Here is a 13596-nt window from a genome sequence, read left to right as displayed (position 1 = left end):
CGAAAGTTCCCGCGGCGACAAGCCCGCCGAGCGTGCCTCGAACGGATCACGGCGCGTCGTGCGGCGCGGCTTCCTCGTACTCCACCTGGGCGATCCAGTTCCGCTTGCGCCGTGCGATTCGCGCTTCTTCGCTCTCTCCGTCCAGGGTCGCGGCGCTCCGCCGGACGAGCGACGGATCGACGCCGTCGAACGTGTTGACATTGACGACGGCGTAGAGGCGACCGTCGATGCGGCAGGTGACGACCGGCGTGACGCCGCACTTCGCGCAGACGTGGAAATCAGCGGTTTTCGTGCCGAATGCATACTTCGACACACGGGAGGGCTCGGTCACGCGCACGCGGAGCGTGCCGGTCGGACAGGAGGTCCACACGCCTCCGTGCTTCGTACAGAACGAGCACGTGCAGGCGCGCGCGGGGATCTCCGAGGGCTCCGGCGTCCAGTCGAGCGTGAACGATACATTCGTGCAGTGGCATTGGCCGTGGATCAGCATCGAGGCTCCTCCCGCTCGTAGCAACATCCGGCGACGAAGTCGAGAGGCTGCCCGTTGACGAGTGTTCCTGGCTGAGAGAAACTCCTTCGCGGAGATGGCAATGCGCATTCGTGACGGCTACCTCGTGATGGGCCACTTCGGGCGGAGCCTCCTTCCGCCCGGGTGCTTCGGCGGAGAGCTCACGACGACGAACCTGATGTTGATGGCCCTCCATTTGATCCCCGCCCGTCCGTTCGACGGTGCCGAGGCCTGGCGGCTGTTCCGACGCTGAGGACGCGGATGACGCTGACCATCTTCTGCGACACGATCTTTCCCGACGAGGCGCTTCGTGCGCTTTGCGAGGGCGTGGCCGGTCATTCTCTGGTGTTCGCGTCCGCCCGGACGTCCTCCAATCTGTCGAGTGGCGCGCCCGATCCCGCGCTGCTCACGGCCGACGTCGCGTTCGGCCAGCCGGCCGTGGACGGGCTCCTCGGTTCGTCGCGCCTTCGCTGGGCCCACCTGACGAGCGCTGGGTATACGCGTTATGACGTCGACGCGATTCGCGCGGGGCTCGCGTCCAAGGGAATCGCTCTCACGACGAGCTCCGCGGTGTATGCCGATCCATGCGCCGAACACGTGCTCGCCATGATGATGTCGATGGCGCGGCGGCTCCCCGAGTCGCTCGACGCGCAACGAACGACGCGCGCCTGGGAGAGCGCTCCGCGGCGCGAGCGGTCATTTTTGCTCCGGGGACAAACTGTGCTCCTGCTCGGATACGGGGCCATTGGACGGCGGCTCGCGGAGCTGCTCGCGCCCTTCGAGGTGCGGCTTCTGGTGTTTCGTCGACGCGCGGAGGCGGATCCAGGCGTGACGGTCGTGCACGAAGGGGACATGGATCGTGCGCTGGGCGAGGCGGACCACGTGGTGAACGTGTTGCCGGAGAACGAGGGGACGCGCGGCTTTCTCGATCGCGCGCGGTTCGCGCAGATGCGCGAGGGGGCCTTCGTGTACAACGTGGGGCGAGGAACGACGCTGGATCAAGGGGCCTTGCTGGAGGCCCTGCAAAGTGGGAGGCTCGGCGGCGCCTATCTCGACGTGACCGAGGTCGAGCCGCTCCCGGCGGAGGATCCTCTATGGTCCGCGCCGAACTGCTTCATCACGCCGCATTCGGCGGGCGGGCGGCGCGGGGAGCACCTCGCGCTCGTGCGGCATTTCCTGGACAATTTGCGGCGCTTCGAGCGGGGAGGGGCGCTGATCAATCGGGTGCTCTGAGCCCACGCTCGCCCCCGGCCGCGGCGATGTTCCGCGCATACTCCGTAATCACATCCAGGGTCGTGTGGTCTCTGTCGTACACGCCGTACCAGCCTTGCGCTTCGTGCGGCGGATCGCCGGTGAATGGGTCGTTTCTTTGCCACGGGCCTCCGGCCATGCGGGGGCGTCCTTCTCCGGACCAGGCCCAGAAATTCACCCCGCCCACGGGATCGCCCGCGCGAATGGCGTCGAGCACCACGTCGAACACGGCGCGATAAAACAGATCCCGCGCGGCCGTCGTCGCGCCGGGATCATGGCTGCCGGCGTCGCGCGGGAACCCGAACTCCTCGACCACGAGGGGTTTGCCCAGGATACGCGCTTTTTCAATGTGGCGCTTCAGGTAGGATCTCATTTCGCGTACGGCGACCTCGTAGGTCTCCCGGGGCCGCGTCGGATCGTAAAAGCCCCAGTTCTGCGGCCAGACGTGGGCCGTGACGTAATCGATCGAGGCGAACCGGTGGTTCGTGACGACGTCGAGGCCGCTCGCGTGGGGCCAGGGCGTCTCACCCTCGGAGCCGGTGGTCACGAGGTGCTGAGAATCGAGCGATTTCAAGAGCCCCGACGTGCGCTCGATCCAAGCATGGAACGCCTCGACGTTCGTCCCGCCCCGAGGCTCGTTTGCGAGCTCCCAGGCCATGAGCGTCGGGTCGTCCGCGTACCGCACGCCGGTGTACCGATTCGTCCGCTGGAGCAGCATCCGCACGAGCTCGTGGGACACCTCCACGGCGGCGGGGTTCGAGTAAAACGCCTCGGTATAGGCTTGGTAGGCGCTCCAGCTCCCCCCGGGCTCGGGCGGGGGATAAGGAATCGGCCCCGCGCCGCTCCAGCGCAGGTATTGCGCCATGCCGCCCGACCAGGGCCAGAAATTGTTCAGACAAACCACGGCGACCATGCCGCGCGCCTTCATCTCCTTCAGCAGAAAATCCAGGCCGAGGAGGATATCCTCGCGGTATTCGCCCGGGGAGGGCTGGAGCACGGGCAAGATCCGCCACGGCGCGGACTCCGGGCCTTCGGTCGCCGCGAGGATACGCAGGTTCGTCACCCCGAGGGCCGCGAGGCGGTCGAGCTCCCGCGAGAGCCTTTCCCGATTTCCCGAAGGTCCCTCGGCGCCGAGGTTCATGCCATACCAGAGATTCGTCCCGAGGAACGTGTACGGCTTTCCGTCGCGCAGGAAGCGGCCCTCGGCCACGCGCACGAAGCCCGTGGCGGTCGTGGTCTCTGCGTGCAGCGTGATGGCGCAGGCGAGCATCGGCAAGAAGTACCTCATGAGTCCGCCCCCTGTTCAAGATGATACGGAAGCGGGCGTCGTCGAGGCGTGTCGGGTTTTCAGACGCGAATCCGGACGAGGATGTATCATCGGGGCTCCCGGACATGCGCACCCCACGAATCCTGAGCTGCACCCTGCCGAGCACCCTCGAGTTTTTCCTTGTCGGCGTCGCCGCATGCGCCGGCCCGTCCATCCCGCCCGCGCCCACCGAGGGCGCGTCGCCCGCGCCGCCGAGCGCCCCGGCGGCTCCCACGGCCTCGGCGACGGTCGCGCCCGCCGCGGCGGTTCCGGTCGCGCCAGCGGGGCCTCCTTCGGTGGGCCGCGACGACGCGCCCGGCAAGCGCGAGCGCGCGCGCACGGCCGTCCTTCTTTTCGGCGCGAACCCCGAGGGCTCCGAGGAGATCCGATTCGTGCCCGTCGTGTGCTCCCTCGGCGGCAAGCTCGAGACGGGGAAGGCGTGCGGCCTCGCCATGCCCGCGACCGCGCGCGTGCGCACGACGAGAACGGATGCGAATGCGCCCGCCATCGTCACGGTCGTGCGGTCCACGCGCAATTTTCACGACGAAGCCGGGGGCCGCGATTACATCGCTCCGACCGGGCCGGCCTGCTGCATGTACAATACGTGCGTCGGGGAGACGATTCCTTATTTGGCCACCGGAAAGCCGGTCGTGCCGCCCCGGGCCCTCGCGATCTGGCCCGAGACGGCCGAGGTCGATCTGAAGCCGCAGCCTGCCGGCGGAGGCGGCGTCGAGCTCTCCGAGGGCCCCTGGGTCGGCGCGTCCGGGGTGCGAATCGAGCAAGCCCTGCGTGCGGGCGGGCAGCGCCTCGTCTCGACGCGAGGCCCGTGCGGGAGCTGCGGCGCGCTCTGGGTCGAGCGCGGAGGCGGCTTTGCGAGCGTCGACAAGGAAATCAGCGCCGCCGACGGCTTCGACATCCTTGCCACGAGCGACGTCGACGGAGACGGACATTCCGAGGCCATCGTGTACGAGATATGGCGCAACGACTACGGCCTCCACGTGCTCGGCAACGACTGGTCGAAGCTCGCCTATCGCTTCAATTGCGGAAACATCTGACCGCTCTACGGCCCGCAGCCGCGGGTGCTGAAGCCCTCCACCGTATCGAACTGTCGCTGCCGGGCCTGCGCGCGCACGAGCTTCGTCGAACTGGCGCACCTGTCCGCTGGACTGCGGCTCTCCCCGGAATCGCGCTTCAGGTCGAGCAGGCGTTGCTGCTCCGCCGGTGTGAGCGGCTCGTCCGGGGCGTGCACACACCCGGAGAGCAGGACGGAGACGACGAGGAGCCGGCGACGCCAGACCATTCGAGGATGTTATCACGTGAAAGGGCAGCATGGGAGGCATCGGCCCTGTCACGCCGCGGACGCACCTCTCGTCTTTCCTGCTTGACTCTCCAGCAGGTGGAGACCTCAGAGTGGCCGCGATGCGAAAGAAGGAGGCGCTCACCATCGGGGAGCTGTCGCGACGGACGGGCATCCCCGTCAAGACGCTCCGATTCTACTCGGACGAAGGGCTTTTGCCGCCGGCGCGGCGATCGCGCGCCAATTACCGAATTTACGACGAGGAGCAGGTCGTTCGTGTCGAGCTCGTGCGGACGCTCCGGGAAGCGGGGGTCGACCTCGCGACGATCCGCAAGGTGCTCGCCCGCGACCTGTCGCTCGCGGACGCGCTCCGCCTGCGCCTCGCGGCGGTCGAAGCCCACGTGAACTCGCTCTCGCGCATCGCCGCCGCGCTCCGCGGCGCGCTTCGTGGGGAGCCCAGCGAAAACGATCTTCGGAGGTTGTGGACCGTGACTCGACTTTCCAATGAAGAACGAAAGGCCGTCATCACCCGCTTTTACGAACAGGTCGCCGACGGCGTGGCCATGGACGGCGCGTGGATGCAAGGGATGATCGATGCGACGGCCCCGAAGCTGCCGGACGATCCCACGCCCGCGCAGCTCGACGCGTGGATCGAGCTCGCGGAGATCCTCGCCGATCCGACGTTCATCGCGAACATGCGCGTGATGGCGGCCGTGACGTGGAGCAAAGAGGTCGACCAGGCGGCCCTCCTCCGCGCGCAGAGCGAGGCCGTCGCCGCCGCGCGCGAGGCGCGGGCCCGGGGCCTCGGGCCCGACTCCGCCGAGGCGCTCGTGATCGCGGAGCGGTTTGTCCGCGAGGCCGCGAGCGCGAGCGGCAAGGAGCTCGACGACGCATTCGAGGAGCAGCTACGAAGGACGCAGGATCCACGCACGCTGCGCTACTGGGAGCTCGTCTCCGTGATGACGGGCGAGCCCCTCTCGCCTGCATACGAGGACAGCCGCTGGCTCGGCGCAGCGATCACGAGGTTTCTCGAACGCTGACGGGAGGAGCGAGCCCTTCACGTCATTCGTCACGTTTTACGAGAGCATTCAAGGGGACCCGAAGTCGACGCGCTCGCGGGCATCTCGTGCCCACGAATCATGGATCGGGCGACCGTCGTCCCCTCGTGATGGAATTCTCGACCACGGGCGTGCATGCGTGTCGCGCGGCGGGCGATACACATACACGCCCACGGTTCAAGAAATTTCGTTCCTCATCCACCGTCGCGCGTTTCGCGGTCGTGAAGTGACTCGTGGTCACTCGGGTGGCCACATGAGGTCGCCTCGTCGCCCGCGCGCCTCGCCGCAGGGAGATGCTTCGCACCCTCCTCCCCGAGCGCGATTCACGGCGACCGCGCTTTCCGTCTAGCGGCGTATTGTGAAGTGTGGTGGGATGTGGTTGTCCGCCTTTCACGGTGGGGGTATGCAGACCATCGACCATCCGGAACGATTGCAGGAATTCTTTTGTGAGCACCCCGATGCGCTGATCGTCGCCAGCCGCGAAGGGCATTGCCTCCACGTCAACGACGCTGCCGTGAGCGCGCTCGGAGCAGACGTCGGGCCGCAGACCTTGCTCTCCGAGCGGGTGCATCCGGGGGACTACGGGCTCTTCCTTTCGGAGTGGGCGGCGCTCGTCGCGAGCGGCGCGCCGTCGGTGTTCACGGTGCTCCTCGGCGGCAAGGGCGTGAAGTACCGGACATTCGTCGTCCACGCGCGTTCTGCGTCCTCCGGCGATAGGGTCTACGTGTCGCTGCGGCCCAAGGACATCGAGAGCGACCAGGAGCAGTCCTTCGCGCGTCGTCGCGAGCAGGTGCTGCGCGTCATCCTCGACAACCTTCAAATCATGGTCTGGGCCACCGATAAAGAAGGCATGTGCACATATGCCGACGGCAAGGGCCTGGAGCTCTCCAGCGTCAAGCCCGAGGATCTCATCAGCAAGAACGCCATGGCGCTTTACCCGCCGGAGGCCACCGCCGGCTTGCGGAAGGCCCTCGGAGGCGCGATGAGCCGGCACGTCAGCAACGACAACAGCCAGTACTGGGACAACCGCGTCATCCCCGTGCAGGACGAGGACGGGAACGTGATCGGGACCGTGGGCATGTCGCTCAACGTCACCGAGCTGCAGCAGGCCAAGGCCGAGCTCGAAGCGAAGCTCGCGCTCATCGAGCGTCAGCAAGAGGTGATCCGGAACCTGGAGACCCCCATCATCCAGGTCTGGGACCACGTGCTCACGCTCCCCATGGTGGGCGTCGTCGACAGCCGCCGCGCCGCGCGGGTCATGGATGACGTGCTCAATGCCGTCAACCGTATGTCCGCGCAGTTTGCCATTCTCGATCTGACGGGCGTGGACATCATCGATACGGCCACGGCGAGCCATCTGTTCTCCATCATCGGGGCCGTCCGTTTGCTCGGCGCCGAGGGGATCATTTCCGGCATCCGGCCGAGCGTCGCGCAGACGATGGTCAGCATGGGCATCGACATGTCCAGCATCCTCACGCTGTCGAGCCTGCGCGACGCGCTCGCGCTCTGCATGCGCCGCATGCGGGAGAACGGGCGGAGGTAGGAGAATCTGCGACCGGAGTGATTACGCTGCCGCGGCCGACGCGGGCTGCCGCGCGGTGACCCGCACCTTCACGCCTCGGGGCGGCCGCAGCGCAAGGCTTCCACTCGGCACGAGCGGTTGTTTCGCGAGGATCGACACCCGATACCGCTGCGCCACGGTTGCCAGGATGAGCACGGCTTCCATCGTGGCGAAGTGTTGACCCATGCATACCCGCGGACCGAGCCCGAAAGGAATGTAGGCCCCGCGGGGGAGCTGCTTGTCGGCGCCCGCCCGGAAGCGCTCCGGATCGAAGCGCTCGGGATCCGGGAAATACGCCGGGTTTCGATGAATCACGTAGGGCGAGACGTAGATCATGCCTCCCTTCGGGATCGTATATTCTCCGAGGGCAACGTCCTCGGTCGTCTCGCGCGGGAACAGGAGCCAGCCCGTCGGGTAGATGCGCAACGTCTCCTTGATGATCATCTGCGTATAGACGAGCTTCGGGTAATCCTCGGCCGTCGGAGGGCGCCCGCCGAGCACGCGGTCGAGCTCCTCCCAGAGCGCGGCCTCGACCTCGGGATATCGCGCCAGCATGATCCATGTCCATACCAGCGTGAACGCCGTCGTCTCGTGACCCGCGGAGAACATCGCGATCATGTTGTCGCGCAGGTCGTCGTGCGTCACGTCGCCGCCCTCGCCGTGCGCGAGCATCAACATCGACAGGAGGTCGCCCTTGTCCTGCCCGGTCTTCCGCCAGTCCTCCACGAATTTCATCACGATATCGTTGAGCTCACGGATGGCTGCTTTCTTCCGGCGATTGTACTCGCTCGGCACCCACATCGGGATCGGGAGCGCGACGTCGTACTCCCTGCCGAGGAGCCCGAGGATGTCGGTCATCGCCGCCGCGGCGCGCGGGACGATATCCATCGCGTCCGCGCTGAACAAGGTCAAGCTGACGTTCTGGATCGTCATCCGCAGCATCTCGTTGTCGATGTCGTATTCGCCGCCCGAGCGCCATTCTTCGATCCCGAGGAGCGTCTGCTCCACGAAGATGCGACAATAATTGTCGAGGCGGCGCGGCTGGAAGGCGGGCTGCGCCAGCTTGCGCTGCCGGGCATGGACCGCGCCGTTCGAGGTGACGACGCCGTTGCCGAAGAACGGCGCCACGATTCGCTGGTGGATCCACTCCTTCGGCATCCTCTTCGGGTGCTCGACGAGAATATCGTGAACACAATCGGGGCGGCTCACGAGATACGCGTTGCGCGGGCCCACGCGAAAATGGACGAAGTCGCCGTAGGTCTTGGCGAGGCTCGTCAGGAATCCGAGCTTGTCTTTGCGGAGGTCGAGCAGGCTGCCGAGGAGGGGCAGCCCTTTGGGGCCAGGCGGATATGCGGTTTTCATGGTGTACCTCGATTCCTTCAGAGGACGACGACGGCGGTGGTCAGGAGCAGGCAATACCAGCCCGTGAAGAGGAGATAGGTGATGTGATCCTCCTTCGGGGTGCGACAGAAAGCCACCCGGATCCCAATGGTGAGCGAGGCGGCGCCGAGGACGGCATCCGAGGCCCATGCCAAGCCACGCGCGCCCACGGGCTGCATGAGCGCGACGTGAACGGCGATCGGCAGGAGTCCGAAGCACACGGCGAGCAGGATCCGGGTCGCGCGCTCGCCAAAGACGAGCGGGAACGTCAGCCGACCCGCCGCGCGATCCCCCGTCATGTCGCGCAAATCCTGCACGGAAACCAGGGGAAAAATCGCGGCCGCGGGGAGCAGGATCCACCGCCATGCGAGCGGCGACAGGGGCGTGACCATTTGCCATGCGGCGGCGAGCTGGACGAGGATCCCCAGCGACATGCAAAGGTTTTTCACGACCCAGTGGCGCGCGCCGAGCACGACGTTATGCACGAGGATGATGAGCTGCCAGCCGAGCGCATACTCGATCACCCCGAGCCAGGCGCCGGCCAGGGTGAACAGCGCCATCACCGCGCCCCAGCGCAACCACGCCCCGCGCACCGACACGAGCCCCGCCACCAGAGGCCGGTGAGGCTTGTTGCGCCGGTCCTCTTCGAGCCCCGTGGCCTGGTTGGCGAGGCAAAAGGCATAAATATAGAGAGCGAAGTAGAGCAGGCTGCGCGCGATCACGCCCGGCAGCCGCGCTCGATCCGCGCCCGCCGCCTTCCACGCCGCCAGCGTGAAGAGAAAGGCGGGGACGACCGCGGAGGACAGGTCGCCCGCGACGAACGACCAGAAGAGCGACAGCTCCCGCACGAAAGGGTTTGTCACGGCGCGCACGGGCCGTGTGTCGGAAGGAAAGACGTTCATGACAAAGCCTCGTGACTGCGAGGCCTCAACTGAGGCTTTGGATGAGCGATTCGGCCAGGGCCAAGAGCGGCGTCGCGCGGTCGCCGAAGCAGGCGAGGTCGCTCCTCGCATCCGCGATCAGCATCTCCGCGAGGCGGCGGGACTCCGCGAGCCCGAGCACGCTCGGATAGGTCGCTTTCCGGGCGGACGCGTCTTTTCCGACACATTTGCCGAGCGCCTCGCGGCTGGACGTGACGTCGAGGATATCGTCGACGATCTGGAAGGCGAGCCCCAGCCTCCGCGCATATCGGCGGAGGCGCGCTTTGGTGGGCGCATCCGCGCCGCCCAGGATCGCCCCCGAGAGGACCGACGCCTCGAGGAGCGCCCCGGTCTTGCGGGTATGGATGTCTTCGAGCACGTCCGCGCCGAGATCGGATTTGCCTTCGTGCGCGAGGTCCTCTACCTGGCCGCCTGCGAGGCCACGCGGGCCCGCGGCTCGGGCGAGCTCGGCGACGACCGCGAGCGTCCGTTTGGCCGGGACGCCGACGGTGTGGCGGGCGATGAGCTCGAACGAATGGGCGAGCAGGCTGTCGCCGGCGAGGATCGCGAGCGCCTCCCCGTACATTTTATGGTTCGTGGGGCGGCCGCGCCGGTAATCCCCGTCATCCATCGCCGGCAGGTCGTCGTGGATGAGCGACATCGTGTGGATCATCTCGATGGCGCACGCCGTGGGCAGGGCAATCTCGGCCCGCGCGCCGGTGAGCTCGCAGGCCGCGAGGCAAAGGATGGGGCGCAGTCGTTTCCCGCCGGCGAGCAGCGAATAGCGCATGGCCTCGTAGAGGGCGCGAGGCTCTTCGAAGGCGAGAAAGCTCTCCAGCGTCGCATCGATCCTCGCTCGACGGAGGCTCAAATAAGCTCCCAGATCGAACGAACGGTCTGGCTCGACATTCATTGTCATTGCGGCCTCCAAAAGGCGGAGCGAACCCCCGCGCGCGTGCCCGATCGCGCGTCGACGGCCACGCATGGACGCTCCGGCATAGGCCGGAGAGACCGAAGCGCGCGGTGCTCGCCACGGATGATGGATGTTGTTCTCGACTCGTCCGCGAAAAATCGCGGACGACCCAAACCTCATGCACTCAACGGCAGACCCCGACGACCCACGAGCTCTCCCTGAGAGCCTGGATCGATCCGGACATTTTCGGTATCGCGTGAGCGATTCACGCGAGCAATGTCACATACCACAACCACGGCGTGAGCGCCAAGGACGGAAGTAGCGTCGGAAACTTGCTTCGTGTTCAAAGGAACGGGGGAGCTTTACTTCTCCGCCACGCCAGGGCCGCCGTGCCCTGCATCGATGGCAGCTTGTGCTGCCCTCACCGCACGCAATGGTCCAACCATCGCCGCGCGTTCTCGCCGAGGATTTTTTGTAGCAATGGCGCTGGCAAGGCCTGTCCTCGATAAGGAGCCGGCGACAGCCCTCCCTGCGGGTTCTGCCGCCAGAACGTGAACGTCTCGTCCCGCAGGAGGCCGAGGTTCGCGCTCACCTGCATGTCCCACTCCTCTCGCCAGGTCGGCCCCGCACGCACCGTCACGAGGTCACTGCCGAAAAGAAATCGCTCCGGCGTCTTTTCGAGGATCGCTCGCAGCCGGTCGTGCTCCTTTTCGAGATACGTAAAACCCTGGGCGGCGGCGTCGCTGGAGCCGTGGCTCGTGTCGAAGAGCAGCGACGGGAATGCGTCGCGGATCGACTCGAATCGGTCGAGATCGGTCCGGCTGCCGCAGAGGTGCGGGCATATGGCGCGTAACTTCGGGAAGGCGCCGAGGACGCCCTCGAGCTCGGCGCGGAAGCGCACCGTGTTGACGTGCATGAGGACGGGGACGCCCCGCTCTTCCATGCGCGCGAAGAGCGGCCGGTGCGAGGGATCGTCGAGGGGCCGCTCGTGGAACGCGTGATGCCCGTCGTATAGCTTGACGCCACACGCGCCGCGGGCGAGCAGGGCATCCAGGGTTTCGGGTCGGTCGTGGGCGAGATCGAGCGTCACGAAAGGGATGAGCCTCGTCGGATGCGCCGCAGCGGCCGCGAGAACCACCTCGTTGCCGCGTTGATACCCCGCGAGCCCCTTGCCGCCGCGCCCCGCCGTCGCATCCGGCGTCGCGAGGACCACGGCGCGCTTGACACCTTTTTGATCGAGCAGGCCGAGGAGCGCGGGGACAGCCTCCATATCGGTCAGGTGGACGTGCGCGTCGAGGATTTCGCCGTCGCCCGGGGGCGGCGTGGTCGAGGCGGCGGGTGGGGGAGGGTTTTCGCTGCGGCACGCGGGGAGCGCAGTCAGGAGGAGCAGGGCGAGCGCGCAGAGACTGCGGCGGGCGTGCATGGGGTTCGACGGTAGCGGCGTTCTCGACCCCACGGCAAGGGGCAAGGCGGCGACCGTCCATAGAAAGAGGCTGCGCGGCCGCGGAGCAGGATTTGATCGCGTCGCGTGTTTTCGGGTGGAGAGGTTTCCGTTACCGTGCCTTCGGGTCCTCCGAGGATGGCGGACCCGAAGGAAGATGAATATGCAATTGCAAAGGAAATTTACACTTTCGTGCGTGGTCGCGATGATCGCCGCCAGCGCTGCGGCCTGCTCGGCCTCGCCGTCGCCGGAGGGCATCGAGGGCGTGGAGGCCAACCCGCTCGTCGTGGGAGGAGGGGGCGTCGGGGTCTGCAACCAGAGCGATCCCTACGAGAAGAACAACAAGCAAGCGACCGCCACGGGCCTCGACTATAACTGGATCTATTTCGAGCCGGCGGACCCCGATTATTGGTGGTCGGTGGACACCGGGGGCGCGTATACGGGCGCGTCCGCGTCGATCTGCAAGAACGACGAGGACTGGTACCTCGTGTCGACGTCGAATCTGCCGTACACGCCGGGCTGGTTGTCGATCCGCGCGAAGGCCGCCGGCGCGTCGCATTGCCCGATGTACGTGTACGAGGAGGAGGGCGAGACCTGGACGTTCGGCTACGATCCGCCTGCGGGGCCGGAGAACACGATCCAGATCGACGTGTACAGCGCCGGTACCCTGCAGCTCGTCGCCTCGGCGCAGAGCAACATCGGCCGTATCTTCCTCGACACGTACAACGGGCCGCTGGATCAGGACCTGTACCTGCGCGTTCATGGGCCGAAGGAGGCCCATTACGGATACGAGCTGTCCGTCGCCGTGCAGACGGACGCGTTCGAAGACGAGTGCGAGTACTGAGCCCATCCACGTTCGCCCTGTCGAAACCCTCCGTGCTCCTCTCTTCCCCTGACCCCACCAAGCCGTCATAGAGGAGCGGCACGATCGCGACGACGGAACGGCTCACCCTCCGCAAACTCGCGCTGGCGGACGCGCCGTTCATGTTCCGGCTGGTCAACGACCCGGACTTCCTCACGTACATCGGCAATCGCGGCGTGCGCACGCTCGAGGACGCGGGGAGATACCTCCAAGACGGCCCGCTCGCCAGGGGCAAGGCGGGCAGCGCCTCACGAAAGGTTACGCAGCCGCAGAGCAGGATTCGATCGCTTCGCGTGTTATCGGGCGGACACGTTTCCGTTACCTTGCCCCCGGGTCCTCCAAGGATGGGGGACCTGAAGGAAGAAGCATATGCAATTACGGAAGAAAATTGCACTGTCGTGGTTGAGCGCCATCATCGCTGCGAGCGCCGCGGCGTGCTCGGTTTCGCCGGCGCCGGAGGACATCGAGGGCGTGGGGAGCGATGCGCTCGTGGCGGGATGGGAAAGAGTCCCGCTCTGCCACCAGGTCGATCCGTACGAGAAGAACAACAGGCCATCGAGCGCCACGGAACTGGCCTATCATTTTGTCGACGCGGATTGGGGCATGGCCCATACGACCGCGACTGCGTTCCTTTGCAATAAAGACCAGGACTGGTACTTCGTACGGACGTCGGATTTGCCCTTCAGGCCGGACTTGCTCTCGATTCGCGCGACGGCCGCCGGCGCCTCGCAGTGCCCGATGTTCGTGGAGGAGGGGGATGGCGAGACCTATACGTACGGCTACGATCCGCCCGCGGGACCCGAGAACACGATTCAGATCGACGTCTACAGCCCCGGCACCTTGCAGCTCGTGGCCTCGGCGCAGAGCGACATTGGCCGCATCTTCCTCGACACGTACGACGGGCCGAAGGAGCAGGGCCTCTATCTGCGCGTTCGCGGGCCGAAGGAGGCCTATTACGGCTACCACCTCTCGATCTCGGTCAGGCAGAGCGACGGGGGCGAGGACGAGTGCGAGTACTGAGCCCCGCCCACGTTCGCCGCGTCGAGCGCCTCCCTCCTTCTCTCTTGCCCTGACGTCATGAAACGTTCATAAAGGGCAT

Annotated in this window: 14 protein-coding genes and 1 pseudogene; 8 read left to right on the top strand and 7 right to left on the bottom strand. The window is 66.5% G+C overall.

Going from position 1 to position 13596, the window contains the following annotated elements:
* Positions 1-46: 46 nt before the first annotated feature.
* A complete protein-coding gene (locus QHF85_RS01580; protein WP_281325214.1) occupies positions 47-490 on the bottom strand; it encodes a hypothetical protein in 444 nt (147 codons plus the stop codon).
* 100 nt (positions 491-590) lie between these two features.
* Between QHF85_RS01580 and QHF85_RS01575 the strand changes: the two genes are divergently transcribed.
* Together QHF85_RS01575 and QHF85_RS01570 are read left to right on the top strand one after the other, a co-directional pair.
* Positions 591-761: a hypothetical protein gene (locus QHF85_RS01575; RefSeq protein ID WP_281325213.1), complete on the top strand. Its 171-nt coding sequence runs from the start codon at positions 591-593 to the stop codon at positions 759-761.
* An 8-nt stretch (positions 762-769) separates the two neighbouring features.
* Entirely contained in the window at positions 770-1741 is a 972-nt protein-coding gene (locus tag QHF85_RS01570; protein ID WP_281325212.1) for a D-2-hydroxyacid dehydrogenase, read from the top strand.
* Here QHF85_RS01570 and QHF85_RS01565 read toward each other — a convergent pair.
* Positions 1725-3047 (bottom strand): cellulase family glycosylhydrolase, encoded by a 1323-nt coding sequence (locus QHF85_RS01565; protein WP_281325211.1) that lies wholly within the window; start codon positions 3045-3047, stop codon positions 1725-1727. The two genes, QHF85_RS01570 and QHF85_RS01565, sit on opposite strands and share 17 nt — an antisense overlap.
* Before the next feature lie 104 nt (positions 3048-3151).
* On the opposite strand from QHF85_RS01565, the gene QHF85_RS01560 reads away from it, so the two are divergent.
* Complete coding sequence (locus QHF85_RS01560) at positions 3152-4120, top strand: hypothetical protein (RefSeq protein ID WP_281325210.1); 969 nt, start codon at positions 3152-3154, stop codon at positions 4118-4120.
* A gap of 5 nt (positions 4121-4125) precedes the next feature.
* Here QHF85_RS01560 and QHF85_RS01555 read toward each other — a convergent pair whose 3' ends face one another.
* Positions 4126-4365, bottom strand: coding sequence for a hypothetical protein (locus QHF85_RS01555; RefSeq protein WP_281325209.1), 240 nt, complete (start codon positions 4363-4365; stop codon positions 4126-4128).
* A 119-nt stretch (positions 4366-4484) separates the two neighbouring features.
* Between QHF85_RS01555 and QHF85_RS01550 the strand changes: the two genes are divergently transcribed.
* Together QHF85_RS01550 and QHF85_RS01545 are read left to right on the top strand one after the other, a co-directional pair.
* Positions 4485-5402, top strand: coding sequence for a MerR family transcriptional regulator (locus tag QHF85_RS01550; RefSeq protein WP_281325208.1), 918 nt, complete (start codon positions 4485-4487; stop codon positions 5400-5402).
* A gap of 421 nt (positions 5403-5823) precedes the next feature.
* Positions 5824-6963 (top strand): PAS domain-containing protein, encoded by a 1140-nt coding sequence (locus QHF85_RS01545; protein WP_281325207.1) that lies wholly within the window; start codon positions 5824-5826, stop codon positions 6961-6963.
* 21 nt (positions 6964-6984) lie between these two features.
* Here the strand turns inward: QHF85_RS01545 and QHF85_RS01540 are convergent, their stop codons facing one another.
* The 4 genes from QHF85_RS01540 to QHF85_RS01525 all read right to left on the bottom strand — a co-directional run bounded on the left by QHF85_RS01540 (position 6985) and on the right by QHF85_RS01525 (position 11617).
* Positions 6985-8343 (bottom strand): cytochrome P450, encoded by a 1359-nt coding sequence (locus tag QHF85_RS01540; RefSeq protein WP_281325206.1) that lies wholly within the window; start codon positions 8341-8343, stop codon positions 6985-6987.
* A gap of 17 nt (positions 8344-8360) precedes the next feature.
* Positions 8361-9263: a UbiA family prenyltransferase gene (locus QHF85_RS01535; RefSeq protein ID WP_281325205.1), complete on the bottom strand. Its 903-nt coding sequence runs from the start codon at positions 9261-9263 to the stop codon at positions 8361-8363.
* 25 nt (positions 9264-9288) lie between these two features.
* Complete coding sequence (locus QHF85_RS01530) at positions 9289-10200, bottom strand: polyprenyl synthetase family protein (protein ID WP_348652706.1); 912 nt, start codon at positions 10198-10200, stop codon at positions 9289-9291.
* Positions 10201-10615: 415 nt separating this feature from the next.
* The gene (locus QHF85_RS01525; protein ID WP_281325203.1) at positions 10616-11617 is read right to left on the bottom strand and encodes an amidohydrolase family protein; all 1002 of its coding nucleotides are present in this window, start codon (positions 11615-11617) and stop codon (positions 10616-10618) included.
* Between the two features lie 223 nt (positions 11618-11840).
* Here QHF85_RS01525 and QHF85_RS01520 point away from each other — a divergent pair, with 223 nt between their 5' ends.
* The 3 genes and pseudogenes from QHF85_RS01520 (at position 11841) to QHF85_RS01515 (ending at position 13517) form a co-directional block, all read left to right on the top strand.
* Positions 11841-12479: a hypothetical protein gene (locus QHF85_RS01520; protein WP_281325202.1), complete on the top strand. Its 639-nt coding sequence runs from the start codon at positions 11841-11843 to the stop codon at positions 12477-12479.
* A gap of 83 nt (positions 12480-12562) precedes the next feature.
* Positions 12563-12718: pseudogene (locus tag QHF85_RS49755) on the top strand (GNAT family N-acetyltransferase); the annotation flags it as partial.
* A gap of 148 nt (positions 12719-12866) precedes the next feature.
* Entirely contained in the window at positions 12867-13517 is a 651-nt protein-coding gene (locus QHF85_RS01515; protein ID WP_281325201.1) for a hypothetical protein, read from the top strand.
* Positions 13518-13596 lie beyond the last annotated feature (79 nt).

Origin of the sequence: Polyangium sp. 6x1 (assembly GCF_029946515.1) — a bacterium.
GTDB lineage: Bacteria > Myxococcota_A > Polyangia > Polyangiales > Polyangiaceae > Polyangium.
The sequence above is the reverse complement of the archived record's forward strand: the minus strand, read 5'-3'. Positions and strand labels throughout refer to the sequence as shown.